Below are 26431 nucleotides of genomic sequence, written 5' to 3'. Positions count from 1 at the left end.
AGCCCTCCCACAGCCCTCGGAAACGCCGAACGGGCCGGTCGGCGCGCTGCCGACCGGCCCGGATCGGACCGGACCGGACCGGATCGGACCAAGTTCCCCGTACCGGCCCTCAGGCCGTGGCGAAGGAGTAGAACCGCTTGAGCGTGCAGTGCTCGTCGAGCAGGCGGCCGTAGATGGGCTCGCCCTCCAGCTCGCGGTACGTCTCGATGGGGTCGCCTTTTATGATCAGCGCCCGCGCGCACTCCTCGCACCAGTACTGGTACGAGGGGTTGACCGGATCCATGTCCCGGACGATGGGCGTACCGCTGCCGCACCAGTCGCACTTCCGCCTGTGTGCACCCATCACTCAGCTCCAGCTGTGGCCGCAGGCCGTGCAGACGTAGGAGACCCCGCCGTTGTCTCCGAGCACTTGGGCGACGTGGGACGATCCGCAGGAGGGACAGGTCAGCGGCACGGGCTTGCCCTGCTGGTCGGGTGTACGCATCAGCCGCGGGCCCTCTTTCCGGCTCGCCGCCATCGCACGCTCCCTCCCGCTCGCTCCGTCGTCCCCCTCCGGCCGTCCGATTCTGCCATGGCGCCGCGAGGAGGTCAGCGCCCTTTTCGTACCGAACCGGCCAACGCCCCCAAGATCGCGGCGGCACCCAGCGCGAGAGCACATACCCACAGCGCGTCGGCCGACACATGCGCCCCCGGCGCGTGCGCGCCCGGCGCGTCGAGCCGCGCCAGGAAGAGCGCGCCGAACGCGGCCACCCCGATCAGCTGGCCCAGCTGCGTGACGGTCACCAGCAGCCCGCTGGCGTCCGCCGCGTCCTCCTGGCGCACCGTCGCGAGCGCGCCCGTCAGCGTGGGGCTGAAGCCCAGCGAGCCGCCCACCCCGAACCCGGCGAACGCCAGGTACATCGCGGGGCCGCCCGGCTCCCCGTACCGCATCACCCAGGCCACGCCCACCGCCGAGATTCCGGCCAGCACGAAACCGCCCGGGATCAGCGCCCGCTGGAGCGCCCGGGGCCAGCTCCGCCAGGTCAGGCCGACGATCCCGAAGACGACGGCGGTCGGCGCGAACGTCAGCCCGGCGCGCAGCGCGGAGTAGCCGAGGCCGCCCTGGATGTGCAGCGAGAAGACGAACATGAAGCCGGAGTTGACCGCCATCACCAGCGCGATCCGCACCACGGCCCCGGCGATCCCCGGGTTGCGCAGCACGCGCGGCGCGATGAGCGGCGCCCCGCCGCGCGCCGCCAGCCGTGCCTCGTACCGGACGAACACCGCGAAGAACACCGCGCTCGCCGCGAGGGACAGCCAGGCCCACACCGGCCAGCCCTGTTCCTGGCCGAGCACCAGCGGGACGGTCAGCAGCGAGACGGCGGCGGCCAGCAGCAGGAGTCCGGGGAGGTCCAGCCCGCGCGCGCGTGCCCGCTCCTCGTCAAAGTCGCGCGGCAGCACGCGCAGTCCGACGACGAGCAGGACGGCCCCGATCGGCACGTTCACCAGGAAGACCGGCCGCCAGCTCGTACCGAACAGGTCGGCGCTGACCAGCACTCCGCCCGCCACCTGTCCCGCGGCGGCGCCGGTGGCGAGCACGGCCGAGTAGGCGCTGAGCGCCCTGGCCCGCGCCTCGCCCGCGAAGTTCCGCTGCACCAGGCTGAGCACCTGCGGGATCATCAGCGCCGCGCCGACGCCCTGGAGGAGCCGGAAGGCGATCAGCTGGACGGTGTCACCCGCCAGGCCGCAGGCGAGCGAGGCGGCGGTGAAGAGCGCCAGGCCGCCGAGGAAGACCCGGCGGTGGCCGAGCAGGTCGCCCAGCCGGGCACCGGTGATCAGCAGCACCGCGTACGAGACGGTGTACCCGGCGACGATCAGCTGCAGGTCGGCGCCCGACGCGTGCAGTTCGGTACGGATCGTGGGGGCGGCGACGTTGACGATGAAGGCGTCGAGCAGCGCCATGAACTGGGCGGCGAGGAGGGCGGCGAGCAGCCGCCCCGGACCGGCCGCACGACGGTTGTCGGTGCCACCGGCTTTACTGGGGGCGGGACTTGGCACGGAGCCCGGCGCGGGCCCCTGTGCCACTGCGGGGGTCGAAGTCATGCACCGAGCCTGCGGGCGCGGCGGTACGGGTAACGAGAGCCCGCTGATCCTGGTACCGGCAGCACCTGGCAAGGGCGCGGCCACCGACCGACCATGGGGGACGTGACGACTGTGACAGCGACCGCACCGGCCCAGCGCCGCCGCCCCGAGCTCGCGGCGTTCCTGCGCAGCCGCCGCGCCCGGGTGACGCCCGCCGATGTCGGCATGCCGCCGGGGCTGCGCCGCCGGACCCCCGGGCTGCGCCGCGAGGAGGTGGCCCAGCTCTCCGGGGTCGGCGTCACCTGGTACACCTGGCTGGAGCAGGGCCGCCCGATCAACGCCTCCGCGCAGGTCCTGGACGCCGTGGCGCGCACGCTCAGGCTCGACGCGGCGGAGCGCGAGCACCTGTACCAGCTCGCCGAGGTGCCCTTCCTGCCCGCGCAGCAGGAGCCGGCCGACGCGCTGGGCCCCGAGGTCCAGGGGATCCTGGACGCCCTCGCGCCGCGCCCCGCCGTGGTCTACAACGCGCGCTACGACGTCCTGGCGACCAACGCGGGGTACCGCAGCCTGTTCCCGACGATGGCGATGCTGCCGCCGTCCGAGCGCAATTCGCTGCACCAGCTGTTCACGGTGCCCGGCTGCTGCTGTCCCGTGCTCAACCTCGACGAGGAGCTGCCGATCATGGTCGGTCAGCTGCGCGCCGCCTACGGCAGGCACGTCGGCGACCCGGAGTGGGAGGGCTTCATCGCCCGGCTCTCGGCGGCCAGCGCGGCCTTCGCCGCGATGTGGGCGCGCGGCGACGTGATCCCGCCGGGCCGCCGGGTGAAGGTGTTCCAGCACTTCGACACCGGCCCGATCCGGATGACCTCGCTCTCGCTGGAGATCAACGGCATGCCCGAGTGCCGGATCGTGGTCTACACGCCGAACGACGGGGTGAGCGCGGAACGCCTCGACCGGCTGATGGCCCTGGACGACCCGCACTTCGGCTGTACGCACCACTCGCGCAGGCTCTCGGAGTGGCGGCCGGGGGCGCGGGCCGCGAAGGAGCGGTGAAACGAAAGGATCCCGCCCCCCTGACGGGGACGGGATCCTTTTGATTGTGGAGCTAAGGAGAATTGAACTCCTGACCTCCTGCATGCCATGCAGGCGCTCTACCAACTGAGCTATAGCCCCGCTCTTCGCTTCGCTCCCCGCCTTTCGGCGGTTCTTCGCTGCGAACAAGAAGAACTTTAGCCTGTGACCTGCCAGAAAGTGAAATCCGAGGTCCGGAGCCCCGCGGGGGCGCCCGGCGGACCCGCTCCGCGGCCCCCGGGGACGGACTAGGTGTCGTCCCCCAGCACGGGCTCGGGGAGCGTCCCCGCGTTGTGCTCCAGCAGACGCCAGCCGCGCGCGCCCTCGCCCAGCACGGACCAGCAGCAGTTGCTGAGGCCGCCCAGGCCCTCCCAGTGGTGGGACTCCAGGCCGAGGAGCCTGCCGATGGTCGTCCTGATCGTGCCGCCGTGGCTGGCGACCACGAGCGTGCCGCCCTCGGGCAGCTTCTCGGTGTGCCGCAGCACCACGGGGGCCGCCCGGTCGGCGACCTCGGTCTCCAGCTCGCCGCCGCCCCTGCGCACGGGCTCGCCGCGCTTCCAGGCGGCGTACTGCTCGCCGTACCGCTCGACGATCTCCTCGTGCGTGAGGCCCTGCCACTCGCCCGCGTACGTCTCGCGCAGCGCGGAGTCGTGGGTCACGGGCAGGCCGGTGAGCCCGGCCAGCTCGGCGGCGGTCGCCGCGGCCCGCTTGAGGTCGGACGCGATGATCGCGTCGGGCTTCAGGGAGGCCAGCAGGCGGGCGGCCCGGCGGGCCTGGGCCACGCCGGTCCGGGTCAGCTCGATGTCCGTGGTGCCCTGGAAGCGGCGCTCCAGGTTCCACGCCGTCTGGCCGTGCCGCCACAGGACTATCCGGCGGCCCGTGCCGCCCGTGGTGCCGTTCAGCTCAGCTCACCTTCCGGCTCGGCCGGGGCGCCGTTGAGCTTCGCGTGCTCCTCGGCCTTGCCGCGCGTCTTGACGGCGTCCTCGGGCAGGGCGATCTCGGGGCAGTCCTTCCAGAGGCGCTCCAGAGCGTAGAAGACGCGCTCCTCGCTGTGCTGGACGTGGACGACGATGTCGACGTAGTCGAGGAGGATCCAGCGGGCGTCGCGGTCGCCCTCGCGGCGCACCGGCTTGGCGCCGAGCTCCTTGTTGAGCTTCTCCTCGATCTCGTCGACGATCGACTTGACCTGGCGGTCGTTGGGGGCCGAGGCCACAAGGAAGGCGTCGGTGATCGACAGGACGTCGCTGACGTCGTAGGCGATGATGTCGTGCGCGAGCCGGTCGGCGGCCGCCTGAGCGGCGGCGTTGATGAGCTCGATGGAGCGGTCCGTGGCGGTCACAAGCTGGCTTTCGTCGGCGGTCAGATCGACCTCTAGGGTCTCACGGACCGCCGACAGCGCTCGCGGCAATCGACCGGGGCCGCTCGCCGCGGCCCTTTCGGCCGGTCGTCCGGCCGGTCGCGCACCCGGTCACTTCGCCTTGTAGTCCCGGCCCAGGACGACCGACACGTCGGCGTTGGCCGCGGCCTTGCCCTGCTTCACCGCGGACTCCTTCAGCCCGAGGGTCTTGGCGACCTCCACGGCCTTCGGCTTCTGCGCCGCGTCGCCGTAGGTGACCCGCGACTCCTCGGCACCGTCGGCGCCGCCGCCGTCGATGACCGTGTAGCCGCCGTTGACCAGGGTGGTCCTGGCCGCGTCGGCGACGCTCTTGTCACCGGTCGCGTTGCGCACCCCGACCCGGACGGTCTCGCCCTGCTCCGGCGCCTTCACCGAGCCGCCGAGGATGTCCTTGACCACGCTGTCGGCCGCCTGCTCGCCGAGCGTGCCGTCCGGCTGCGCGGGCAGCAGGGTCGTCTTGTACGCGCCGCCCTTGGCCCGCGCCGCGAGCTTGGCGAGGAACGCTCCGAGGTCCTTCTCCGGCAGCGAGGGGTCGAGCACCTGCGCCAGGGTCTGCACGACGACCGTCGCGCCCTGCGCGTCGTCCGGGAGCTTGCGGAGCACGGCCTGCACGACCTGTCCGAACCGCTGGAGCTGCGCGGCCTCGGGCTCGCCCGGTCCCCGGTACGTGGAGTAGGCGACGGCCGCCTGTCCGTTGAGGGTCTGCGCCTCGCCCTTCGTCACCAGCGGCGCGGCGCCCTTCTTCGCGCCGGGCACCGTGGCGTCCGTGTCGACGTCGATGCCGCCGACCTGTTCGACCAGGTTCTCCAGGTACGGGGTGTCCAGTCGCCAGGTGCCGGTGATCTTGGCGCTGAGGAGGGTGGAGAGGGACTCTCGGGTGCCCGTCGAACCGTCCTCCTCCACGGACTTGGCGAGGGTGGTGGCGGTGCCGTCCTCGTCGGCGACGGAGAGGGAGTTGGGGAGCAGGACGGTGGTGCCCTGCTTGGTGGTGGTGTTGTCGACCAGCAGCACGGTGGAGGTGCCGCCCTTGCCTGTGGCGTGCAGGTGCAGCGCGATCACGTCGCGGTGCTGCGGCCCGGTCGCCGTCGCGCCCTTGTCGCCCTTGCCGTCGGAGAGCCCGGGGAGCTTGCCGGCGAACCAGAGGTAGCCGACGCCGCCGACGACCGCCAGCACGGCGACGACGACCAGCGCGACGATCCGGTTGTGGGTGCGCCGCTTGGCCTCCTCGCGGCGCTCGCTGCGGCTCTCGGTGAACTTGAGCCAGTCGATGACGTCCTCGGAGTCCTCGTCGGGCTCCTCGATGAACGAGAACTGCTCGGTGCGGTACTCGGCGTCGTCGCTCCCGGCCCGCCCGTCCCGCTGCTCGGCACGGCGCTGCCCGGGGACGACGGGGTCCTGCGGGGGCTCGGGGGCCGTCCGCGGCGCTCCTGGGGGCTGCGGGGCCGCCTGTACGGACTGCTGGGGCGGCTGCGGGGCGGCCCACTGCGCGGTGCTGTCGACGGCGGCGGGCTGTCGGCCCGTACCGGTGGTGTCGTATCCGTAGCCGTACGTCTGCTGCTGCGGCTGGGCCTGCGGCTGTGCTTGCTGCTGCGCCTGCTGTCCGTACTGCTGCTGGGCGTAGGGGTCGTACGGCGCGGCGTTCTGCTGCGGCTGCTGCTGGGCGTACGGGTCGTAGCCGTACGCCTGCTGCTGTTGCTGCGGTTGCTGCTGCTGGGCGTACTGGTACACCGGCTGTCCGTACTCGTCGTATCCCACGAGCTCGTACGGGTCGTACGGGTTCTGCTGGTCGTTCACCGGTGCCCCTCCCCGAGGCTCATGCGCCGCGGTACAGCTGGCTCTTGTCGATGTAGCGCACGACGCCGTCCGGAACGAGGTACCAGACGGGGTCGCCCTTGACGACCCTCGCCCGGCAGTCCGTGGACGAGATGGCCAGCGCGGGAACCTCCACCAGGGAGACCACGCCCTCGGGCAGCCCGTCGTCCGTCAGGTCGTGGCCCGGCCGGGTGACACCGATGAAGTGGGCGAGCGAGAAGAGCTCCTCGGCGTTGCGCCATCCCAGGATCTGGGAGAGCGCGTCGGCCCCCGTGATGAAGAAGAGGTCCGCGTCGCCGTGGAGGGAGCGCAGGTCACGCAGCGTGTCGATGGTGTACGTCGGACCGCCGCGGTCGATGTCGATGCGGCTGACCGAGAACTGCGGGTTCGAAGCCGTGGCGATGACCGTCATCAGATAGCGGTCCTCGGGGGGAGAGACCGCCTTGTGGCTCTTCTGCCACGGCTCCCCGGTCGGCACGAACACCACCTCGTCGAGGTGGAAAAGGGCGGCGACCTCGCTGGCCGCCACCAGGTGACCGTGGTGGATCGGGTCGAAGGTCCCGCCCATGACGCCGATCCGGCGCTTGCCGGTAGGCACTTCCTGCTCTCCCATGCGTGCAGAGCCTACTGGTACGTCCGCCGGGCTCAGCGGTCGCGGTTGAAACGGGTGGTGATCCAGAGCAGGAGCAGCAGCACGAGGAACGCGCCGCCGCCGGTGACGTACGGGCTCAGGGAGGCGTGGTTGCCGCCGTGCTCGGCGCCTTCGGCAAGGGTGACGAGGTTCATCTTCAGCGTGACCTATTCCATCGGGGGTCGGGCGGAGACTTCGCCCACATCGTATGCGGGCCACCCGGGCACGCTCACGCCGACTCAGTCGTTGGGGTCGTTGTCACCGCTGTGGTCGTCGCCGTTCCGGTAGCCGCGCAGCAGGAACCAGGCGAGCAGGGCTGCTCCGACGAGCGAGGCGAGCAGCACGATCCTGAGCGTGTCGCCCGGTCCTTGCTGGTCGGCCGCCGGGCCGGCGGCCGCGGAGAGCAGCGTGGTGGTGTCGGGCATTTCGGGTGACTCCTCGGTTGTCCACAGGCTCGCCACCACCGTAGCCCCAGCGCCTAGGCTGGGGTCCGTCAGGGGGACGAGCAGCGACTCGTTCGAATTAGGGGGCATCCATGACAGAAAGCAGTCACGACAGCGCTCCGAGCAGGCAGCGCAAGCGCTTCCCGGGGATCTCGTCGCGGGCGTACGAGCACCCCGCGGACCGCTCGGCGCTGGTGGCCCTGCGCAAGCTGAGCGGCTTCGACACCGTCTTCAAGGCGCTGAGCGGCCTGCTGCCGGAGCGGAGCCTGCGGCTGCTGTTCCTCTCGGACTCGGTGCGGGTGAGCGACGCCCAGTTCGCGCACCTCAACGCGATGCTGCGGGACGCCTGCTACATCCTGGACCTGGAGAAGGTCCCGGCGATGTACGTGACGCAGGACCCGCGGCCCAACGCCATGTGCATCGGGCTCGACGAGCCGATCATCGTGGTGACCACGGGGCTCGTCGAGCTGCTCGACGAGGAGGAGATGCGCGCGGTCGTCGGCCACGAGGTGGGCCACGCGCTGTCGGGGCACGCGGTGTACCGCACGATCCTGCTGTTCCTCACGAACCTCGCGCTGAAGGTCGCGTGGATCCCGCTGGGCCACGTCGCGATCATGGCGATCGTGACGGCGCTGCGGGAGTGGTTCCGCAAGTCGGAGCTCTCGGCCGACCGGGCCGGGCTGCTGGTGGGCCAGGACCTGAAGGCGTCGATGCGCGGCCTGATGAAGATCGCGGGCGGCAACCACCTGCACGAGATGAACGTGGACGCGTTCCTGGCGCAGGCGGAGGAGTACGAGGCGGGGGGCGATCTGCGCGACTCCGTGCTGAAGATCCTCAACGTGCTGCCGAGGTCGCACCCGTTCACCACCGTGCGGGCCGCCGAGCTGAAGAAGTGGGCCGAGGGCCGGGACTTCCAGCGGATCATGGACGGTCACTACCCGCGGCGCTCGGAGGACAAGGACACCTCCGTGACGGACTCCTTCCGGGAGTCGGCGGCGCACTACGCGGGCGCGGTGAAGACCAGCAAGGACCCGCTGATGAAGCTGGTCGGCGACATCGCGGGCGGCGCGGGCGACCTGGGCGGTCGGCTGCGGGACAAGTTCACGGGGAACGGCTCTTCCGGTTCCTCCGGTTCCGGTTCCTCCGGATCCTCCGACGGTTCCTCCGGTTCCGGTGCTGGGGACCGGGACGGGGACGGCACGAAGTAGGGCGCACGCGCGGCGGGCGGGGCTGCTTCCGTACGCACCCGCCCCGCCGCGCGAGGGTCAGGAGCCCGGCGCGCCCCCGAGCGTCGGCTGGGCGCCTCGCGCGAGGGTCCCGCACACCGCCTCGGTGGTGCCCCCCGTCGCGTACGGATCCGTCCCCGCGGGACCCCCCGCTCCCGCCCGCTGCCCCGCGAGCAGCGGCCGCAGCCGGCCCGCCGCGTCGGAGGAGCACGCCTGCGGCCCGGCCCGCACGTAGGCCGACGCCAGCTCCACCCGGTGCATCCGCAGGTCGTCCCGGTCGAAGGTGAAGCGCAACTCCCGCCGGACGGCGAACAGCGACGCCCCGGCCGAGGACGTCGCACCCGTCGGCCGCAGCGCGTACACGTACGTGTGGTCGGCGGTCACCTCCAGCACGTCCCGGCCCGCCTCGGCGAACCGCAGCGTCCCCTGGACCCGTATCCGGGAGTCCGCGAGGACGACCTTCGACGGGTCGAACCGCACCAGCCAGCCGGTCGCCGAGTGCCGCCCGTCGCCCCGGGGCGTGCCGATGCTCCGGTCGAACTGCTCGGTCTGGTCCGGGTCGAGCAGCACCCGCACCTGCCTGACGGTGTCACCGGTGAGGACGTCGGGGTCGAGCGAGGACTCCACCAGGTAGTCCTTGACCGTGGTCATCGCGGTCACGATCTGGCTCTCGGAGAAGTGCTCGGTGCGCCGCGTCGGCGGGAGGTTGATGCCCGCGGCCCCGGTCCTGAACTGCGCGGCGGGGCTGTGTGCGAAGAGGTCGTCGGGGGTGCCGCCGGGCACGGCCCCGGCCGGGGCGAGGGGCACCACCGTCAGCACGGCGGGTTCCGCGCGGTGCCGGGGCGGGGCCTCGTACGGATGGCGCACCCCGAGGTAGACCGCGGTGCCGAAGGCGAGGCAGACCAGCAGGATCAGGATCAGGGCCTGGCGCGAGAAGGACCGGGCGATGTTCCCCGCGGGGCGGGAGCGGACGGCCCTGGCGTGGTCGCCCATCCGCTCCTGGGCGGAGAACTCCTGGAGGCGGGCAGCACGGACGAACGACTCGTCGAAGACGACGGATCGGTATTCGTCGTCTCCACCGCCCGGGAGCCCTTCGGGAGTGCCGTCAGGTGTCCCCTCCGGTGGGTCCGCACGCCCTGCCATACTTTCAGAGTAGGTCTGTACCGGCTCCCGTAAACGCCCTGGTACACGACAAGTTCGGACGACTTCGGACGGACTCGCCGCACGGGCGTCCGGGTGCTCCGAAGGGCGTCAGGGCCTGCGCGGCGACGCCGACACGTCGGGCCTGGAGTAGTCGGCCGACGCCGACGGGCTCTCCGGCGACGGCTTGTCGACGCCGGTCGTCGCGGGCGGCGGCACCTGGTCGCCCCGGCCGCCCGCGGCCCCGCGGTAGACCGCGGTGAAGGCCAGCGCGACCATCCCGACGCCCATCAGCAGGGCCAGCAGCCAGGCCACGGGGCGGTGCCAGTGGGCCGTGCCCCGGTAGGGCCGCAGCGCCCCGCCGTGCGGGCCGTAGGGCCCGGCGGGGTCGCGGCCGTCCTCGTCGCCGGTGCCGTAGGGGCCGTAGGGGCCTTCGGCGTCGTACTCGTAGAGTTCGTCGTCCGGCGGGCCGCCGCCCGCCCGCGCCCTGGCCGCCTCGGCCTCGGCGCGCGCCTGGGCCGCCGCCAACAGCCGCTCCACTGCGGTCGGTTCATGGATCTCCGCGGCCCGTACGAAGTCCTCGTCGAACACCACGGAGGCGAAGTCGTCGTCCGCGCCCCCGCGGTCGTCGTCGGGCTCCCAGCCGTCAGGAAACGGCCTGCCTCCCACGTCGTCCGGCACCCGTTCAGAGTAGACCGGGCGGATGGCTTTGGGCAGGGAGTAGACGAAGTCGCCCCCGTCCGCGGGCGGTTCAGCGGATGTGTCCGTCTCCCGTCACGATGTACTTCGTCGAGGTCAGCTCGGGCAGGCCCATCGGTCCCCGGGCGTGCAGCTTCTGCGTGGAGATGCCGATCTCGGCGCCGAATCCGAACTGGCCGCCGTCCGTGAAGCGGGTGGAGGCGTTGACGGCGACCGTCGTGGAGTCCACGAGCCGGGTGAAGCGGCGGGCCGCGCCCTGCGAGGTGGTGACGATCGCCTCGGTGTGCCCGGAGGTCCAGCGCCTGATGTGGGCGACGGCGTCGTCCAGCGAGTCGACGACGGCCGCCGCGATGTCGTACGACAGGTACTCGGTCGCCCAGTCCTCGTCGGTGGCCGCGACGGCGGTCGCCTTGGAGTCCTCGGCGTACGGCAGGACCCGCTCGTCGCCGTGGACCGTGACGCCCGCCTCGGCGAGCGCGTCGAGGGCGCGCGGCAGGAAGGCGTCCGCGATGCCCGCGTGGACCAGCAGGGTCTCGGCGGCGTTGCAGACGCTGACGCGCTGCGCCTTGGAGTTGATCAGGATCTCGACGGCCGTGTCGAGGTCGGCGGCCTCGTCGACGTAGACGTGGCAGTTGCCGGTGCCGGTCTCGATGACGGGGACCGTCGAGTTCTCCACGACGGTGCGGATGAGGGAGGCGCCGCCGCGCGGGATCAGCACGTCGACCAGGCCGCGGGCGCGCATCAGCTCCGTGACGGACTCGCGGGACTCGCCGGGCACCAACTGCACGGCGTCGGCGGGCAGGCCGGCCGAGGCGACGGCGTCGCGCAGGACCTCGACGAGCGTGGTGTTGGAGGAGTACGCGGAGGAGGAGCCGCGCAGCAGGACGGCGTTGCCGGACTTGAGGCAGAGCGCGGCGGCGTCGACCGTGACGTTGGGCCTGGCCTCGTAGATGATGCCGACGACGCCGAGCGGGACGCGGACCTGTCGCAGGTCGATGCCGCCCGGAAGGGTCGAGCCGCGCACGACCTCGCCGACCGGGTCGGGCAGCGCGACCACGTCGCGCACGTCGGAGGCGATGGCGGCGACGCGCTCGGGGGTGAGCGTGAGGCGGTCCACGACCGACTCCGCGGTGCCCGCCCCGCGGGCGCGGGCGACGTCGGCGGCGTTGGCCGCGACGATCTCGTCCGTACGGGCGAGCAGGGCGTCCGCGATCGCCAGCAGCGCGGCGTCCTTGGCCGCGCGCGGCCGTGGCGCGATCTCGGCGGCGGCGGCGCGGGCGCGGCGGGCGCCCTGGATGACCGGGGAATCCTCGTCGTACGTCATGCCCGCAGGGTAATGCCGCGCCTGCGGGCGGTCCGCCGCGTCCCGGACTGCGAGATGCGGTCGTCCGCGCCCGTCGGGCCGGGCGCGGGCCCGCTCAGTAGGGGTGGACGCCCACCGGGGCCGCCGGGGGCGGGCCGTAGCCCTCGGCCACGCGCTGGTGGTACGTCGCGCGGTCGATGACCTCCAGGCCGACGATCTCCCACGGGGGCAGCCGCGCGGTCGAGCGATGCTCGCCCCACAGGCGCAGTGCGACGGCCGCCGCGTCGTGCAGGTCCCTGGCCTCTTCCCAGTACCTGATCTCGGCGTGGTCGTTGGCGTACCTGCTGGTCAGCAGGAAGGGGTGGTCGTGGGCCAGCTGTTCGAGGCCGCGGCGGACCTCCTTCAGCGGTGTCTCGGCACCGGAGACGCTCAGCGTGATGTGCCAGAGCTTGGACTCCGGATCCCCCGCCTCCTGGAAGTCGGCTCCGGCTTCGACGCTGGTCAGGGCCCGTCCCCCGGACCCTCGGGGCGGCGCCCCCGGACGCGGTCGTCTCACCGGCGGCCTCCTGTTCGTGCGGTCTGTGCTGTGTCCCCGCAACAAAGTTGACCAGTCCTGGGGACGGCGCGGGGCGTTTTTCCGGAAGGTCTCCGCTGGATGGCCGGACTTTCAGCCGTTCTAGGTGACCTTCAGGGACGCAGGACGACGAGATCGTCCCTGTGTACGACCTCGCGTTCGTAGGCGGGGCCCAGTTCCTGGGCGAGGTCGCGCGTGGAGCGCCCCTGGAGGAGGGGGATCTCCTTGGCGTCGAAGTTGACGAGGCCCCGGGCGACGGGGCGGCCCGCCGGGTCGCGCAGCTCGACCGGGTCGCCCGCGGTGAAGTCCCCTTCGACGCCCGCGATCCCGGCGGGGAGCAGCGACTTGCGGCCCTCCACGACGGCCCGTACGGCGCCTTCGTCGAGGGTGAGGGAGCCGCGCGGGGTGGAGGCGTGGGCGAGCCACAGGAGGCGGTCGGCGGAGCGGCGTCCCGTGCGGTGGAAGTACGTGCCGGTGTCGCGGCCCGCGAGCGCGTCGGCGGCGCGGGAGGCGGAGGTGAGGACGACGGGGATGCCGGCGGCCGCGGCGATGCGGGCGGCCTCGACCTTGGTGACCATGCCGCCGGTGCCCACGCCCGCCTTGCCCGCGCTGCCGATCTGGACGTGCGCGATGTCCTCGGGGGCGGCGACCTCGGCGATGCGGGAGGTGCCGGGCTTCGCCGGGTCGCCGTCGTAGAGGCCGTCGACGTCGGAGAGGAGGACCAGCAGGTCGGCGCGGACGAGGTGGGCGACGAGGGCGGCGAGGCGGTCGTTGTCGCCGAAGCGGATCTCGTCCGTGGCGACGGTGTCGTTCTCGTTGACGACGGGCAGGGCGCCCATGGCGAGGAGCTGGTCGAGGGTGCGGTAGGCGTTGCGGTAGTGGGCGCGTCGGCTGGTGTCGTCGGTGGTGAGCAGGACCTGGCCGACGCGGACGCCGTAGCGCGCGAAGGAGGCGGTGTAGCGGGCGACGAGCAGTCCCTGGCCGACGCTGGCGGCGGCCTGCTGGCGGGCCAGGTCCTTGGGGCGGCGGGCGAGGCCGAGCGGGGCGAGGCCGGCCGCGATGGCGCCGCTGGAGACGAGGACGACCTCCTTCTCGCCGCCGTCCCTGACCTTCGCGAGCACGTCCACGAGGGCGTCGACGCGGTCGGCGTCGAGGCCGCCGGACGCGGTGGTCAGGGAGGAGGAGCCCACCTTGACGACGATCCGCCGGGCCTCGGTCACACCATGCTGCCTTGCTGCCACTGTCACGGGTTCGAACCTACGCCAGGCCGGGCCCGGGGTGCGGTCCCATTTCATTCGCTGGACACGGATCGCCCGCGTGACGGGCACGGGACGAACACATGCCGGACACAACGGGACATGGCTCATTTTGAGCGCTGTTCGGGCGCGGCACGGCGAAGGTCGGGCACGGCACGGCGAAGGGGAGGGCGGGGCCGTGACGGCCCCGCCCTCCCCCGTGTCCCGCCGGGTGTCAGAGCGCCGCCGTGGCCGGGGCCGCCCCGTTGGTCTCGCCGGTCTCCGACTCCTCGTCCAGCTCGCCCAGTTCCTGCTCGCCGATGCGCTGGCGCACTCCGGTGTTGCGGGCCTCGGCGCGCGCCGCCAGGGCCCGTACCGCCGCGTTGAACTGCTCGATGGACGTGGGCTCTTCGGGGCCCAGCAGGTACTGCTTGAGCTCGCCGCGGTCCTCCGCGAGGCGGTCGGCCGCCGGGTCGGCGACGGCCGCGAGCAGCTCGTCCAGCTCGGCCGCGCCGTTGGAGAGGATCACGGCGGCGCGCACGGCGGTGTTCTGCCGCTTGAACTCCGTGACGCCCAGCTCGGCCGAGTCCGTGACGGCGTAGGGCTTGCCGCTGGCGATGAAGTCGGAGACGACGCTGGAGATGTCGGAGACCATGCCGTCGGCCTGGTTGAAGCAGTCGTAGAGCTTCGGCTCGGCGCCGGTGACGACGCGGTGCTCCCACCATCCGACGGACGTCCAGTACGCCTCGTTCCAGGCGGCGCGCAGCCGCTTGATCTCGGCCAGGCGCTCGGGGTCGGCGAGCGAGACGCGCGACTCCTCGGCCTCGTCGCCGCCCGCGCGGCCCGGCTTGGCCAGTTCGGCGAGGCGGGCCTCGACGCGGGCCAGTTCGGTGCGCGCGGCGGACTGCGCGCCCTTGGCGGCCGCGGCCTCCCGCGCCCAGCGGGGGTCGGTGGCGCGCTCGGCCGCGGCCTTCTTGACCATGGCCTGGATGCGGTCGTCGACGGCCTTGGCCTTCTTGTTGACCAGTCCGGTGAAGGGGTGCGGCTTGTAGATGACGCGGACGGGCCGCTCGGCCTCCAGGAGGCGGCGGACGATGTTCACCCCGGCGAGGAGGAGCGAGGTGTTGCCCGGGTTGCCGTCCCAGCCCTCCCAGGTGGGGGCGTACAGGACGGTGGGGATCGGGTTCTTCGGGGTGCCGCGCCAGAACTCGATGGGGGCCAGCTGCGGGCGCCCGACCTCGACGATGTCCTCGTCGCGCACGCCGACGTCGGCCAGCGCGTAGCGGTCGCGGCCGGCCCGGCCGGCGACCCACACCTCGTCGTAGACCTTGGAGAAGGGGTTCACCGAGGCGAGCTTGTCGCTGTCGCCGTGGCCGATGAAGACGTGCTTCATGGTGGGCACGCGCAGCATGTGGATGTTCTTGCCGACGTTGGCGGCGTAGAGGCAGACGCGGGCGGAGGAGAAGTCCATCGCCATCAGGTGCTGGCCGCCGGGGACGCAGAGGATCGGCACCGCGGTCTCGCCGAGCTTCGCGACGAGGCTGCGCTCGCGCATCACGATCAGCGGCCTGCCCTCGGTCTCGGCCATGGTGTCCAGCCACATGTTGACCTGGTAGGCGGCGTCGTCGGAGCCGGAGAAGTACAGGATGGTGGTCGGCTGGTACTCGCCGAGCCAGGTGCCGACGGCCTTGAGGACCTTGCCCGCCGTGGGGGCGCGGCGGTTGTGCCTGAGGTACGGGACGAGGACGGCGGTGTAGATCAGGCCGAGGCCCAGGGTGGCGGCGGCGCCGACGAATCCGTACACCTCGTCGCCGGTGCCGGCCGCGGCCGCGATGCCGACCATGGCGGGCAGGTCGAGGTGGAGCATCTTCTCGCCGGAGCGGCGCAGCAGCGCGTTCGGCGGGGCGTCGGGGATGCGTACGGCGTTGAGGTCGACGTTGCGGGTGACGACCGGCATCGTGCGGCGCAGCCTGATGAGGGTGGCCAGGGCGCCGTGGGGGGCCTGGAGGCCGAAGAAGAGCAGGAAGCAGCCGACGGCGACGTAGAAGAGCGGCGTCTCGGCCATGCCCTCCCGCGCGAGCAGCATGACCAGCAGGAGCTGGCGCAGCAGGAAGCGGATGGGCAGGCCGACGCGGACCTGGTTGAGGCGGTTCACCAGGTAGCTGTTCTTGTGGTGCAGGTACCAGTCGGCGAGGTAGGTCACCGCGCCCGCCACCGCGAAGAACAGCAGGTTGGGAATGAGTGCGGCGAGCATGACGCACGGATAGCCCAGCAGCATGAGGGCTGCCGCGGCCAACTCTGACCGGCTGCCCACACGGGCCAGGCGAATGGCGGTCGAAATCACGAAGAACCTGCTCCAGAGGGGGTGCTGGTTTGATTCAAGTCGATTCAGATTTAGTGGAAATTGTGAAGGCGCGGCTTCACGAACTCGGGCCTCCGCATTTCACACGGAATGGTGATCGCCATTGCGTGTGAGAGACGGAGGCCCGAGAAAGTCCATTTAGTCAGCGATTATTACACATCGTTCTGACGGTCAAGCACCGAGGCCAGTGCCTGCTCGAAGCCCGAGGCGTCCTCGCTGGCCTCGCGCGTCGGGTCCTGCTGCCGTACGTCGATGACGTGACCGGTCAACTCGGAGAGCAGGACGTCCAGCGAGGTGCGGGCGACGGCCTCGGAGGAGAGCAGCGAGCCGTCGGGCTCCTGGCCGAACGCCTTGGTGCGCATCGGGGTCGCGGTGCGCTCCGGGTTCACGCAATTCACCCGGATTCCGTCGGCGGCCCATTCGTCGGCGAGCGCCTGGGTCAGATTGACCATGGCGGCCTTGGTGGACGAGTAAAGGCTGTACTCGGCACGGCCCCTGGTGTAGCTGGAGGACGTGTAGAGCAGCAGCTGACCCTGGGTCTCCGCGAGGTACTTGTACGAGGCACGGGCAATCTGTACGGGCGCCAGGTAATTGACGTTCAGCGCTTCCTGAATGGTCGCGTTGTCGGTCTCGGCGAGCTTGCCGATGCGCAGGACGCCCGCGGTGTTGATGACGTAGTCGACGCGGCCGCTCTCGGCGTACGCGCGGGAGAGCGCGTCGTCCACGTGCTCCGGGTTCTCGACGTGGGTGCCGGTGGTGGAGCGGCCCAGCGCGTACACCTTGGCGCCGTACTCCCCGGCCAGCTTCGCGATGTCGGCGCCGATGCCGTACGAGCCGCCGAAGACGACCAGGGTCCGGCCCGACAGCAGCTCGCGGTACGCGGCCTCGTCGGCCTGGCGCGGGGCGGCGGTGGAGGCCAGCTGGAAGAGCTTGTCGGCGATGAAGACGTCGACCGGCTGGGTCACCTTCATGTTGTACTCGTCGCCCGCGACGACGTAGATCGGCACGTCGGGCAGGTACTTGAGGACCACCGAACAGTCGTCCGTGGCCTGGAAGTTGGGGTCGCCCGCCGCGACCTCGTACGCCCTGCGGACCGTGGAGAGCTTGAACGCCTGCGGGGTCTGGCCGCGGCGCAGCCGGGAGCGGTCGGGGACGTCGGTGATGAACTCGCCGTCCTCGCCGTGCGTCCGGGTCACGATGATGGTGTCGGCGGACGGGATGGCCACGTCCACCGCCTGGTACCGCTCCAGCGCGTCCACGCAGTCCTGGATCACTCGCTGTGACAGGAGCGGACGCACCGCGTCGTGGAAGAGGACGTTGCGGTCCTCGCCCTCCGCCAGGCCCTCGCCGAGCGCGGCGATGGCCCGCTCGGTGGTCTCGTTCCTGGTCGCCCCGCCCTCGATGACCCGGCTCACCTTCGTGAACCCGGCCTTGGCGATGATCTTCTCCACGTCGGGCACGAAACCCGGCGCCATCAGCACCATCACGTCGTCGATGGAGTCCGCCTGCTCGAAGATCGAGAGGGTGTGCTCGATGACTGCCTTGCCTGCGATCTTCAGCAGCTGCTTCGGGATCGACAGTCCCACGCGCTGGCCGGTGCCCCCGGCGAGCACGACCGCTGTGGTCCGGGGCTTGGCTTCGTGCGGCACAGACACAGAACGACCTACCTTGCGATGAGTGGGGGACGATGCCGATGGTCGCACTCTCCGTGACCGTCTCGCAAGGCGGACACCTGCTGCTCGGAACGCGCCGTACACCGGGGGTTAACCCGGTGGCCAGGCGTGTTGCCGGAACGGTCGAGCGGCGACCCGGTGACTGACACCACACGTGTCAGGGACCCGGAACGGCCTTGCTTGACATGGCCCTACTGAACGGGGACGTCCCCGACGTGCATCACCAGATCGTTGGTGACGCTGTAGAAGACCTTCACCGATACCTTCCGCTGCTTCTGCCTCCGCAGCTTACGGACCACCGCGCGCGCGAGCGCGAACGGGACGTCCTTGAAGAGGAACACCGGCGGGTACACGAACACGTGCTTCTTCTCCACGACGTCGTCGAGGACCCGGCCGACCCGCACGGGGGCCGCGTCCGGCGCGTAGCGCAGCCAGGGCTCCCACACGTCGAGCTCGGTCAGCTGGCTCTTCACCGCGCGTACGGCGGGCAGTTGGACGGTGAAGCCGTCCGCGCCGACCCTGCGCCCCTCGAACTCCAGCTCCTCGCGGACGTCGCCGCGCCGCCGCAGCACCAGCGCGGGCCGCTCGCCCACGGCGGCGCCGAAGATCCGGCCGGTGAAGAGGAAGTCCCGGTCGGTGATGACGATGTCGCCGGCCTCGGCGTGCACGGGCCGCGCCCACGCGCGCAGCATCAGTACGCCGTCGCGCACGTGCGGCACCGCGTTCCGCGCCCCGTCCGTGCCCTGCCGGTCGGCGGCCCGCAGCGCGCCCCGCTGGTCGACGGAGCGCCCGGTGAGCTTCAAGCGCCCTCCCCCGTCGGGGAGTTCGAGCTCGCAGCGCCACACTCCCTCGGCGAACGGCGTGTCGGCGGGGACCACGGCCCGGCCCTCGGCGTCGAAGTCGAAGGACCGCTCGGCGGCCTGCGCCACGACCAGGCGGGAGCCGGGGACCGCGCCGGAGACGAGCGTGAAGGCCAGTGCGCCGTCGGACTCGACGACGCAGTCGGCGGCGGCCCCGGCCGGCTCGCCGGATCCGGCCTCCTCGGCCTCGCGTTCGTGGTGCGGCGCCGTCCGCTGGGTGTTGGCCGCGCCGAGCTCCACGAAGAGCTCCTCGTACTGCTTGGTGACCGGGCCCGGGTCGAAGCGGCGCGCGTTGCGCAGCGCGGCGGCGCCCATGGCCCCGCGCAGCTCGGGGTCGTCGATCAGCTTCAGCAGCGCGGCGGCGACCGCGTCCACGTCGCCGACCGGCACCAGCAGCCCGTCCACGCCGTCCTGGACGATCTCGCGGGGGCCGTAGTCGCAGTCGGTGGTGACCACCGGGAGGCCGCAGCGCATCGCCTCGACCAGGGTCATGCCGAACGACTCGTGCCGGGAGGTGGACACCGCGATCGCGCCCTTGACCCACTCCGGGTCGATGGGGGTGCGCGGGCCCATGAGCAGGACGCTGTTGTTGAGCCGCATCTTGTCGATCTTCTTGCGCAGGTGCTCCTTGCGGGGGCCCCAGCCGCAGATCCGCAGGCGCCACTCGGGGCGCTGCTCCACGACCTTCGCGAAGGCGTCGATCAGCACGTGGTACTGCTTCTCGGTGGCCAGCCGCCCGGCCGCCACGACGGTCGTCCCCGAGGTGTCGGACGGCGCGACGACCGGCTCGGGCACGCTGTTGGGGATGGCGAGCACGCGCGTGTCGGGCAGCGGGAGGTGCTCGCGCCAGGAGGCCGCGTCGCCCTCGGAGACCGTCACGAAGGCGTCGATCCTGCGGAGGTACGGCTCCAGCTCGGCGCGCAGCGCGGGCTTGTGGTGGTTGTGCGTCATGTGCTCCTGACCGATGAGCACGGCGCTGTCCGGCGAGAACCGCGCGACGTACGCGACGAGTCCCGGGCGGGTGCCGATGACGACGTCCGCGTCGCTGTCCGCGTAGTGCGCGCGGACGCGCTCGTCGGTGAGGGCGCTGTACTCCTTGTAGCGCGCCTCGGCCGCGGGGAAGGCGGCGGCCGGCTTCAGGTGCTCCGGGTGCTTCGACTCGTTCGTCGGCGACTTGGGGCGGGTGTCGATCAGGGGTACGACGGTGATGCGCGGGTCGATCGCGAAGAGCGGTACGTCGCGGTGGCGGAACACCGAGACGATCTCCACCTCGTGGCGGCCCGCCAGCTCTTCCGCGAGGTTGAGCGTGGTGCGGATGGTGCCGCCGATGCCGTAAATGGTGTGGATGAGGAAGGAGATCTTCATCGCCGCTCCGTTCACTGTGCGATGCGCGGGGCGCGTGTCCTGTGCGCTCCGCGCTGGTAGACGGAACCCGGGGGCCCGGGGTTGTCCCGGGACACGCCCTTTTTACCGTTTCCCGGGGGCAGGGTTTCGCCTGCGGCGGACCAGGCCCCTCCCCGCGCCCCTTCCAGGGGCGCGGGGAACTGCGCGAGCAAGCGGCGCACCGACCCCCTAGAAGGGGTCGAACTCGTCGTACTCGCGCTGCGGGTCGTCGCGCTCCGCCTGCCGGTCGCGGCGCCGCTGCGCCGCCGGCCGGGGCGCGTCGAGGCGGTGGTCCTCGCCACGGCGGCCGAGCATCTCCGCGCCCGCCATGACCGTCGGCTCCCAGTCGAAGACGACCGCGTTCTCCTCGGGGCCGATCGCCACGCCGTCACCCGCACGGGCGCCCGCCTTGAGCAGCTCGTCCTCGACGCCGAGGCGCGCGAGCCGGTCCGCGAGGTAGCCGACGGCCTCGTCGTTGTTGAAGTCCGTCTGGCGGATCCAGCGCTCCGGCTTCTCGCCGCGCACCCGGTACAGCTCGGTCTCCTCCTCGTAGGTGACCGTGAAGCCCGCGTCGTCCACGGCCTTCGGACGGATGACGACCCGGGTCGCCTCCTCCTTGGGCTTGGCCGCGCGCGCCTTGGCGACGATGCCCGCCAGCGCGAAGGAGAGCTCCTTGAGGCCCGTGCGGGCGACCGCCGACACCTCCAGGACCTGGTACCCGCGGGCCTCCAGGTCCGGGCGGATCATGTCCGCGAGGTCCTGGCCGTCCGGGATGTCGATCTTGTTGAGGACGACGATCCTGGGTCGGTCGCCCAGGCCGCCGTACTGCCGCAGCTCCTCCTCGATGACGTCGAGGTCGGAGACGGGGTCGCGGTCGGACTCCAGCGTCGCCGTGTCCAGCACGTGCACGAGGACCGAGCAGCGCTCGACGTGGCGCAGGAACTCCAGGCCCAGGCCCTTGCCCTGGCTGGCGCCGGGGATCAGGCCCGGCACGTCGGCGATGGTGTAGACGGTGGAGCCCGCGGTGACGACGCCGAGGTTGGGCACGAGCGTCGTGAACGGGTAGTCCGCGATCTTCGGCTTGGCCGCGGACAGCACCGAGATCAGCGAGGACTTGCCCGCCGACGGGTAGCCCACCAGGGCCACGTCGGCGACGGTCTTGAGCTCCAGGACGACGTCGCGCGCCTCGCCGGGCTCGCCGAGCAGCGCGAAGCCGGGGGCCTTGCGGCGGGCGGAGGCCAGCGCCGCGTTGCCCAGGCCGCCGCGGCCGCCCTGGCCCGCGACGAAGATGGTGCCCTGGCCGACCAGGTCGGCGAGCACGTTGCCCTGCTTGTCCAGGACGACGGTGCCGTCGGGCACCGGCAGGACGAGGTCCTTGCCGTTCTTGCCCTCGCGGTTGTCGCCCGCGCCCGGCTGGCCGTTGGTGGCCTTGCGGTGCGGCGAGTGGTGGTAGTCGAGCAGCGTGGTGACGTCCTGGTCGACGACCAGGATCACGTCGCCGCCGCGGCCGCCGTTGCCGCCGTCGGGGCCACCGAGCGGCTTGAACTTCTCCCGGTGTACGGAGGCACAGCCGTGACCCCCGTTACCCGCGGCGACGTGCAGCTCGACGCGGTCCACGAAGGTGGTCATGTTGGGTGCCTCCAGATGCGTACGACAGAAAAGCCAGAAATGTCTTACTCGTAACACGCGGAGGGCGGACCTGCTTCCCGACTCTTCGAGCCGGGAAGCGAGATCCGCCCTCGCGAAAAGAAAACCGCTCTACGGCGACGCCTGGATCAGGCGGCGACCGGAACGATGTTCACGACCTTGCGGCCGCGGTGGGTACCGAACTCCACCGCACCGGCGTTCAGCGCGAACAGCGTGTCGTCCTTGCCACGACCGACGCCCGAGCCGGGGTGGAAGTGCGTGCCACGCTGGCGGACCAGGATCTCACCGGCGTTCACGGTCTGACCGCCGAAGCGCTTCACACCGAGCCGCTGAGCGTTGGAATCGCGACCGTTCCGGGTGGACGATGCGCCCTTCTTGTGTGCCATGTCTCCTCAGTCCCTTACTTCGCAGCCGTGGGGATGCCGGTGACCTTGATCGCCGTGTACTGCTGGCGGTGACCCTGGCGACGGCGGTAGCCGGTCTTGTTCTTGTAGCGCAGGATGTCGATCTTGGCGCCCTTGTGGTGGTCCACGACCTCGGCCGTGACCTTGATGCCGGCCAGGACCCACGGGTCGCTGGTCACGGCGTCGCCGTCGACAACGAGCAGGGTCGAGAGCTCGACCGTGTCGCCAACCTTGGCAGTGGAAATCTTGTCAACCTCAACGATGTCACCGACAGCAACCTTGTGCTGACGGCCACCGCTGCGCACGATGGCGTACACGCGGATCTCTCTCTCGCTCGGAACGGAACCCCTGATGCCAGCCGCTCGAAGCCCAGACGGGCGAGCGGCCTCTCCCGCTCCGCGAACGGTGCGTGAGGAAGATGCTCAGAAGCAGGCGCGCATGGAAACACGCCGATGGACAAGATTACGGGCCGCCTCGCGGAGGGTCAAACCAGACCTGACTGCCTACCCGGCGATACGGCATCGCAACCACAAACCACTGGTGGAACGCGCCGCCGCCCGGGTCGAATACCCACGTGTCTTTTTTCGCCACTCCCCGGATGATGCGCCACGGCTCCTCCGTGGGCGCCGACCTGCCGCCCGACGAGGCCGTCGTCCTCGACCGGCCCGACCCCGCGCTGCGCGCCGCCCTCGCGGCGGCCGCCGCGGGCGACCACGGGCCCGCCCGCGCGCTGCTGGCCGAGACCCGCGTCAACGCCGAGTGGGAGCGCCGCAACGACTACGTGGCCCAGTTCGCCGACGCCGCGCCGCACATCCCGGGCTGGCTGGACGCCTGGCTCGCCGAGTCGCCCGACGACCCGGACGCGGTCCTGGTCAAGGCGGACCTGGGAATCGTCCAGGCGTGGTCGGTGCGGACGGCGGCCCTCGCCAAGGACGTGTCCAAGGACCAGTTCCAGGCGTTCTTCGCGCTCCTGGAGGACACCGCGCCGGTGATCTCGGCCGCCGCCGAGCTCAACCCGCACGACCCGACGCCCTGGCGCGTGGCGCTCACCCACGCGCTGGGCAGCCAGGCCCCGCGCGAGGTCTTCGACCTGTACTGGGCCGAGGCCACCAGCCGGGCCCCGCACCACTACGGCTGCCACCGCGCGGCGCTGCAGTACCTGTGCGCCAAGTGGTACGGCTCCCACCGGGAGATGTTCGACTTCGTCGAGCGCGCGGCCGACGCGGCGCTGCCCGGCTCCCGGCTCGGCGCGCTGCCGCTCCTGGCGGCGGTCGAGTACGAGATGAACGAGCCGGACGGGACCGGCCCCGAAGGAACCGAGGGCGACGACCGCATCGACCCCGCCCGCATCGAGGCCGCGCTCGACCGCGCCCTGGCGCTCTCCGCCGGCTACGCCCCCGGCGACCCCGAGGCGGCGGGCTTCCGCAACCACCTGGCCCTGATGCTCACCGTCACCAAGCGCTGGGACGACGCGCTGGAGGTGTTCCGGGCGATCGGCGTGCACGCCACCACGTACCCCTGGAGGTACCTGGGGCCCGACCCGCGCACCCACTTCCTGGAGATGCGCGCGGGCGTGCGGATGAACATCGCGGCGCGCACCCCGTTCTTCTCCGCGCCCCGCCGCCCCGCCGCACCCGCCTGGCAGGGCGAGGCCCCGAGCGCCCTGGCCGTCGTCGCCGCGGCCCCCGCCACCGTCGCCCAGGCCGCCCTGCTGTCGGGCGCGACGCTGCGCATGGCGCCCGCGCGCGGCGGCGCGTACAGCTACGTGGAGCTGGTCGCGGACGCGCCGACGGGCAGACGGGCCGCCCTGTTCACCAGCGACGTGCTGACCCGGGCCGCGGAGAACTTCACCACGGCCGAGAAGTGGCCCGCCCTGGTCCTGCGCCGCTCGGGCGACCGGCACGGCTTCACGCTCGTCCACAAGGGCGACGAGCTGGTCTCGCATCAGTGGGACCCGGCCGCCCCGCTGCCCGACCACGCGGCGGCCCTGGCCACCGCGAAGGTGCTCGCCGACGCGTTCCGGGTCACCGACCCCCGCCCCGTGGCGTCGCTGCTGCGCACCGCGCGCGGCAGCCAGCCCGAACTGCTCGCGGCCCTCGGCCTGCCGCCGCTGCCCGCCGGCTTCGGCAGCCGCCCCGAGGTGCTGGACGCGGCGGACGGCGCCCGGGTGCTGGCCAGGCGCGGGCTGATCGCGGGCATGAAGGCGACGGTGACCAGCGGGGACGGCGAGTTCCCCGGCGCCCCCGCGCCCGCGCGCTCCCGGTTCTGGTGGGTGACGCGGACCCTGGCGGTGCTGTTCTTCGTCCCGCTGGCGGGTTACGCCTGGACCGACCCGGCGGACACGGGCTGGTTCCGCACGGGCATGGCGACGCTCGCCGCGCTGGTGTTCTCGGGCGAGCTGTACGGGGCGGTGCGCGGCCGGAGGCGACGGTAGCCGGGGGCACGACGGCGGGCGTCCGCCCCCGCCGTGCCCCCGGCTCCGGTCAGATCCGCTGCCAGGCGGCCAGGGCCAGGCCCGGCTCGTCCTTCTGACGGGCGACGCGCAGCGTGCCGTCCGTCCCGATGGCCGCGGCCACCAGCCGGTCGGCCCCGTCCAGCGCGAGCGCGGGCGTGCCCAGACAGGGCTCTCCCGTGCTCTGCCAGACCAGGTCCTCCACCTCGGTCTCCGTGCCCGTGGCGAACGCCGCGACGGCCGGGCGGCCGTCGGCGCCCCGGTGCGCGAGCACCGTGCAGTCCTGGCCCTCTATGACCGTGCGCACCGCCGTCACCGCGCCGCCGCCGGGAGACCCGCCGAGCGACACCGTCTCGCCGCCGGGCGTGCGGGCCATCACGCCGCCGCCGTCCCGGTCGTGCCAGTAGTAGGTGACGCCGCCGCCCGCGGCCTCCTCGCCATCGGCGTCGCCCGCGCCGCCCTCCGAGGTGAGCAGCGCGCCCAGCGAGCCGGGTTCGGCGGTGGCCGGGGCGGGCTTGGCCGTGTCGAAGGGACCGTGCGCGGCCTTCTGCTGCCAGCCGAGCACCCCGTCGGCCTCGGGCGCCAGGAACTCGATGCGCCCGTCGGACAGCACCCCGCAGGCCACCGGGCCCGCCGTGGGGACGGAGTCGGGCAGGTCCTCCCACCACAGCCACTTGCCGGCCTTGTTCTGGCGCCGCAGGTGCACGCCGTGGCCGATGTCGCCGATGAGCAGGTGCACGGCGTCGTCGGCGTCGACCGCGGCGACGGGCGGGCCCGGCACCTTGTGGTTGCGGTGCGGGTTGCCCAGCTCGAACCAGGGGCCGACCGGGCGGCCCGTCTGGTACTGCATGGCGTGCTTGAGCTGGGGGTACTTGCCCTTGCGGTACTGGACGAACAGGTGCACGTACCCACTGGGGCCCTGGGCGACCGCCAGGCCGAGCAGCGCGGGCGCGTCGATGAAGTCCGGCGCGGTCCAGCCGCCCTCCCGCGCGGGCCTCTCGGTCCAGCGCAGGAGGCCGTCCTTGGCGGGGGCGTAGGCGGTGAGCCTGCCGTCCTTGCCCCGCAGCAGCCAGCCGCCCGCGCGCGGAGCGGTGGCGGTGGCGGTGGCGGAGGATGCCGGGGCCGAGGGGCGCGAAGGCGAAGGCGACACCGCGGATTTACGCCTACCTATGGAGCGCAGGTTCATGTTGTGACGCCACTCTCTACTCACCTCGCCGGATCCCTCTCGCGAGAATAGCAACGCGCCGGTGGGGCTATGGATGCTCCCGCAGGTCCGGACGGCTCCCGCGGGCCCGCGTATGCTCGCCGGGCGACAGACGCACCGGCAGCCGGAATGCAGAGGCAGAACAGTGAACTACAGGGTCCAGCCCACCGCCCAGGTCGACGAGTCCGCCCAGATCGGCGAGGGCAGCAGCATCTGGGAGCTCGCCCAGATCCGCGAGGGGGCACGGCTGGGCGAGGCGTGCGTCGTGGGACGCGGTGCCTACGTCGGTACGGGCGTGCGGATCGGGAACAACGTCAAGATCCAGAACTACGCACTGGTGTACGAGCCCGCCGAGCTGGGCGACGGCGTGTTCGTCGGCCCGGCCGTGGTCCTCACCAACGACCACAACCCGCGCTCGGTGGACCCCGAGGGCAAGCAGAAGCGCGGCGCCGACTGGGAGGCCGTCGGCGTGACGGTCGCCGAGGGCGCCTCGCTCGGCGCGCGCTCGGTGTGCGTCGCCCCGGTCCGCGTCGGCCGCTGGGCGATGGTCGCGGCGGGCGCGGTCGTCACCAAGGACGTCCCGGACTTCGCGCTGGTCGTCGGCGTCCCGGCACGGCGGATCGGCTGGGTCGGCCGCACGGGCGTCAAGCTGACCGAGGTCGAGGGCGAGCCGGGCGTGTGGGAGTGCCCCAAGAGCGGCGCGCGCTACGAGGAGAAGGACGGCGTCCTCTCCGAGCGCTGAGGACCTCCTGCCGTACGTACGAGTGAGGCGCCGCCCCCCGCCCGGGGGGGGGCCCCCCCCCCCCGGGCGCGCCCCGCCCCCCCCGCCGCCGGCCGCCCCCGCCCGTCGACCCC

General features: G+C 72.3%; 25 protein-coding genes and 1 tRNA gene. 4 read left to right on the top strand and 22 right to left on the bottom strand.

Annotated features, from left to right (window positions below; all coding sequences use genetic code 11):
* Positions 1-109 precede the first annotated feature (109 nt).
* From ACIBNE_RS09120 to ACIBNE_RS09110, 3 genes are all read right to left on the bottom strand, one after another.
* Entirely contained in the window at positions 110-343 is a 234-nt protein-coding gene (locus ACIBNE_RS09120) for a hypothetical protein (RefSeq protein WP_399270815.1), read from the bottom strand.
* A gap of 3 nt (positions 344-346) precedes the next feature.
* A complete protein-coding gene (locus ACIBNE_RS09115) occupies positions 347-484 on the bottom strand; it encodes a hypothetical protein (protein ID WP_399270814.1) in 138 nt (45 codons plus the stop codon).
* Positions 485-588: 104 nt separating this feature from the next.
* Positions 589-2082, bottom strand: a complete 1494-nt coding sequence (locus tag ACIBNE_RS09110) for an MFS transporter (RefSeq protein ID WP_399270813.1) — start codon at positions 2080-2082, stop codon at positions 589-591.
* Positions 2083-2175: 93 nt separating this feature from the next.
* On the opposite strand from ACIBNE_RS09110, the gene ACIBNE_RS09105 reads away from it, so the two are divergent.
* Positions 2176-3114: a helix-turn-helix transcriptional regulator gene (locus ACIBNE_RS09105; RefSeq protein WP_399270812.1), complete on the top strand. Its 939-nt coding sequence runs from the start codon at positions 2176-2178 to the stop codon at positions 3112-3114.
* 47 nt (positions 3115-3161) lie between these two features.
* Here ACIBNE_RS09105 and ACIBNE_RS09100 read toward each other — a convergent pair.
* The 7 genes from ACIBNE_RS09100 to ACIBNE_RS09070 form a co-directional block, all read right to left on the bottom strand.
* Positions 3162-3234 (bottom strand) — tRNA-Ala (locus ACIBNE_RS09100).
* 146 nt (positions 3235-3380) lie between these two features.
* Positions 3381-4034, bottom strand: a complete 654-nt coding sequence (locus ACIBNE_RS09095) for a histidine phosphatase family protein (RefSeq protein WP_399271272.1) — start codon at positions 4032-4034, stop codon at positions 3381-3383.
* Positions 4031-4471, bottom strand: coding sequence for a ribosome silencing factor (rsfS, locus tag ACIBNE_RS09090; protein ID WP_399270811.1), 441 nt, complete (start codon positions 4469-4471; stop codon positions 4031-4033). The genes ACIBNE_RS09095 and rsfS overlap by 4 nt, the downstream gene beginning before the upstream one ends.
* 129 nt (positions 4472-4600) lie before the next feature.
* Positions 4601-6322, bottom strand: coding sequence for a LytR C-terminal domain-containing protein (locus tag ACIBNE_RS09085; protein WP_399270810.1), 1722 nt, complete (start codon positions 6320-6322; stop codon positions 4601-4603).
* Positions 6323-6341: 19 nt separating this feature from the next.
* Positions 6342-6953, bottom strand: coding sequence for a nicotinate-nucleotide adenylyltransferase (nadD, locus tag ACIBNE_RS09080; RefSeq protein ID WP_399270809.1), 612 nt, complete (start codon positions 6951-6953; stop codon positions 6342-6344).
* A gap of 32 nt (positions 6954-6985) precedes the next feature.
* Positions 6986-7126 carry a hypothetical protein gene (locus ACIBNE_RS09075; RefSeq protein ID WP_399270808.1) on the bottom strand — a complete coding sequence of 47 codons (141 nt, stop codon included), beginning with the start codon at positions 7124-7126 and terminating at the stop codon, positions 6986-6988.
* Positions 7127-7210: 84 nt separating this feature from the next.
* Entirely contained in the window at positions 7211-7396 is a 186-nt protein-coding gene (locus ACIBNE_RS09070) for a hypothetical protein (protein WP_399270807.1), read from the bottom strand.
* A 110-nt stretch (positions 7397-7506) separates the two neighbouring features.
* Here ACIBNE_RS09070 and ACIBNE_RS09065 point away from each other — a divergent pair, with 110 nt between their 5' ends.
* Complete coding sequence (locus tag ACIBNE_RS09065) at positions 7507-8622, top strand: M48 family metallopeptidase (RefSeq protein WP_399270806.1); 1116 nt, start codon at positions 7507-7509, stop codon at positions 8620-8622.
* A gap of 57 nt (positions 8623-8679) precedes the next feature.
* Here ACIBNE_RS09065 and ACIBNE_RS09060 read toward each other — a convergent pair whose 3' ends face one another.
* The 11 genes from ACIBNE_RS09060 to rplU form a co-directional block, all read right to left on the bottom strand.
* Positions 8680-9783, bottom strand: a complete 1104-nt coding sequence (locus ACIBNE_RS09060; RefSeq protein WP_399270805.1) for a hypothetical protein — start codon at positions 9781-9783, stop codon at positions 8680-8682.
* A gap of 108 nt (positions 9784-9891) precedes the next feature.
* A complete protein-coding gene (locus tag ACIBNE_RS09055; RefSeq protein WP_399270804.1) occupies positions 9892-10461 on the bottom strand; it encodes a hypothetical protein in 570 nt (189 codons plus the stop codon).
* A 70-nt stretch (positions 10462-10531) separates the two neighbouring features.
* On the bottom strand, positions 10532-11803 hold the full coding sequence (locus tag ACIBNE_RS09050; RefSeq protein ID WP_399270803.1) for a glutamate-5-semialdehyde dehydrogenase: 1272 nt from the start codon (positions 11801-11803) through the stop codon (positions 10532-10534).
* Between the two features lie 94 nt (positions 11804-11897).
* Positions 11898-12338 carry a hypothetical protein gene (locus tag ACIBNE_RS09045; protein WP_399270802.1) on the bottom strand — a complete coding sequence of 147 codons (441 nt, stop codon included), beginning with the start codon at positions 12336-12338 and terminating at the stop codon, positions 11898-11900.
* A 131-nt stretch (positions 12339-12469) separates the two neighbouring features.
* Complete coding sequence (gene proB, locus ACIBNE_RS09040; protein WP_399271271.1) at positions 12470-13576, bottom strand: glutamate 5-kinase; 1107 nt, start codon at positions 13574-13576, stop codon at positions 12470-12472.
* A gap of 250 nt (positions 13577-13826) precedes the next feature.
* Positions 13827-15935, bottom strand: coding sequence for a hypothetical protein (locus ACIBNE_RS09035; protein ID WP_399270801.1), 2109 nt, complete (start codon positions 15933-15935; stop codon positions 13827-13829).
* Positions 15936-16105: 170 nt separating this feature from the next.
* Positions 16106-17608, bottom strand: coding sequence for an SDR family NAD(P)-dependent oxidoreductase (locus ACIBNE_RS09030; RefSeq protein WP_399270800.1), 1503 nt, complete (start codon positions 17606-17608; stop codon positions 16106-16108).
* A 209-nt stretch (positions 17609-17817) separates the two neighbouring features.
* A complete protein-coding gene (locus tag ACIBNE_RS09025) occupies positions 17818-19851 on the bottom strand; it encodes a glycosyltransferase family 4 protein (protein ID WP_399270799.1) in 2034 nt (677 codons plus the stop codon).
* A 207-nt stretch (positions 19852-20058) separates the two neighbouring features.
* A complete protein-coding gene (gene obgE / locus ACIBNE_RS09020) occupies positions 20059-21498 on the bottom strand; it encodes a GTPase ObgE (protein ID WP_399270798.1) in 1440 nt (479 codons plus the stop codon).
* Between the two features lie 146 nt (positions 21499-21644).
* Positions 21645-21902 carry a 50S ribosomal protein L27 gene (rpmA, locus tag ACIBNE_RS09015; RefSeq protein ID WP_399270797.1) on the bottom strand — a complete coding sequence of 86 codons (258 nt, stop codon included), beginning with the start codon at positions 21900-21902 and terminating at the stop codon, positions 21645-21647.
* A gap of 14 nt (positions 21903-21916) precedes the next feature.
* The gene (gene rplU, locus ACIBNE_RS09010) at positions 21917-22237 is read right to left on the bottom strand and encodes a 50S ribosomal protein L21 (RefSeq protein ID WP_114036861.1); all 321 of its coding nucleotides are present in this window, start codon (positions 22235-22237) and stop codon (positions 21917-21919) included.
* 257 nt (positions 22238-22494) lie between these two features.
* Here rplU and ACIBNE_RS09005 point away from each other — a divergent pair, with 257 nt between their 5' ends.
* Complete coding sequence (locus ACIBNE_RS09005) at positions 22495-24354, top strand: hypothetical protein (protein ID WP_399270796.1); 1860 nt, start codon at positions 22495-22497, stop codon at positions 24352-24354.
* Positions 24355-24403: 49 nt separating this feature from the next.
* Here ACIBNE_RS09005 and ACIBNE_RS09000 read toward each other — a convergent pair whose 3' ends face one another.
* Positions 24404-25522: a hypothetical protein gene (locus ACIBNE_RS09000; protein ID WP_399270795.1), complete on the bottom strand. Its 1119-nt coding sequence runs from the start codon at positions 25520-25522 to the stop codon at positions 24404-24406.
* Positions 25523-25721: 199 nt separating this feature from the next.
* Between ACIBNE_RS09000 and ACIBNE_RS08995 the strand changes: the two genes are divergently transcribed.
* The gene (locus tag ACIBNE_RS08995; RefSeq protein WP_399270794.1) at positions 25722-26318 is read left to right on the top strand and encodes an acyltransferase; all 597 of its coding nucleotides are present in this window, start codon (positions 25722-25724) and stop codon (positions 26316-26318) included.
* Positions 26319-26431: the final 113 nt, after the last annotated feature.

The organism is Streptomyces sp. NPDC050504 (assembly GCF_044458065.1).
In the GTDB taxonomy this organism is placed as follows: Bacteria; Actinomycetota; Actinomycetes; order Streptomycetales; family Streptomycetaceae; genus Streptomyces.
This window is presented reverse-complemented; position numbering and strand designations above follow the sequence as displayed.

What these genes read in the sequence shown, in the direction of transcription:
- obgE (WP_399270798.1), bottom strand. Translation starts at nt 21,498, where the DNA reads ATGACCACCTTCGTGGACCGCGTCGAGCTGCACGTCGCCGCGGGTAAC.
- ACIBNE_RS09110 (WP_399270813.1), bottom strand. Translation starts at nt 2,082, where the DNA reads ATGACTTCGACCCCCGCAGTGGCACAGGGGCCCGCGCCGGGCTCCGTG.
- rpmA (WP_399270797.1), bottom strand. Translation starts at nt 21,902, where the DNA reads ATGGCACACAAGAAGGGCGCATCGTCCACCCGGAACGGTCGCGATTCC.
- ACIBNE_RS09065 (WP_399270806.1), top strand. Translation starts at nt 7,507, where the DNA reads ATGACAGAAAGCAGTCACGACAGCGCTCCGAGCAGGCAGCGCAAGCGC.
- ACIBNE_RS09060 (WP_399270805.1), bottom strand. Translation starts at nt 9,783, where the DNA reads ATGGCAGGGCGTGCGGACCCACCGGAGGGGACACCTGACGGCACTCCC.
- ACIBNE_RS09025 (WP_399270799.1), bottom strand. Translation starts at nt 19,851, where the DNA reads ATGAAGATCTCCTTCCTCATCCACACCATTTACGGCATCGGCGGCACC.
- ACIBNE_RS09105 (WP_399270812.1), top strand. Translation starts at nt 2,176, where the DNA reads ATGGGGGACGTGACGACTGTGACAGCGACCGCACCGGCCCAGCGCCGC.
- ACIBNE_RS09070 (WP_399270807.1), bottom strand. Translation starts at nt 7,396, where the DNA reads ATGCCCGACACCACCACGCTGCTCTCCGCGGCCGCCGGCCCGGCGGCC.
- nadD (WP_399270809.1), bottom strand. Translation starts at nt 6,953, where the DNA reads ATGGGAGAGCAGGAAGTGCCTACCGGCAAGCGCCGGATCGGCGTCATG.
- ACIBNE_RS09050 (WP_399270803.1), bottom strand. Translation starts at nt 11,803, where the DNA reads ATGACGTACGACGAGGATTCCCCGGTCATCCAGGGCGCCCGCCGCGCC.
- ACIBNE_RS09115 (WP_399270814.1), bottom strand. Translation starts at nt 484, where the DNA reads ATGCGTACACCCGACCAGCAGGGCAAGCCCGTGCCGCTGACCTGTCCC.
- ACIBNE_RS09120 (WP_399270815.1), bottom strand. Translation starts at nt 343, where the DNA reads ATGGGTGCACACAGGCGGAAGTGCGACTGGTGCGGCAGCGGTACGCCC.
- ACIBNE_RS09075 (WP_399270808.1), bottom strand. Translation starts at nt 7,126, where the DNA reads ATGAACCTCGTCACCCTTGCCGAAGGCGCCGAGCACGGCGGCAACCAC.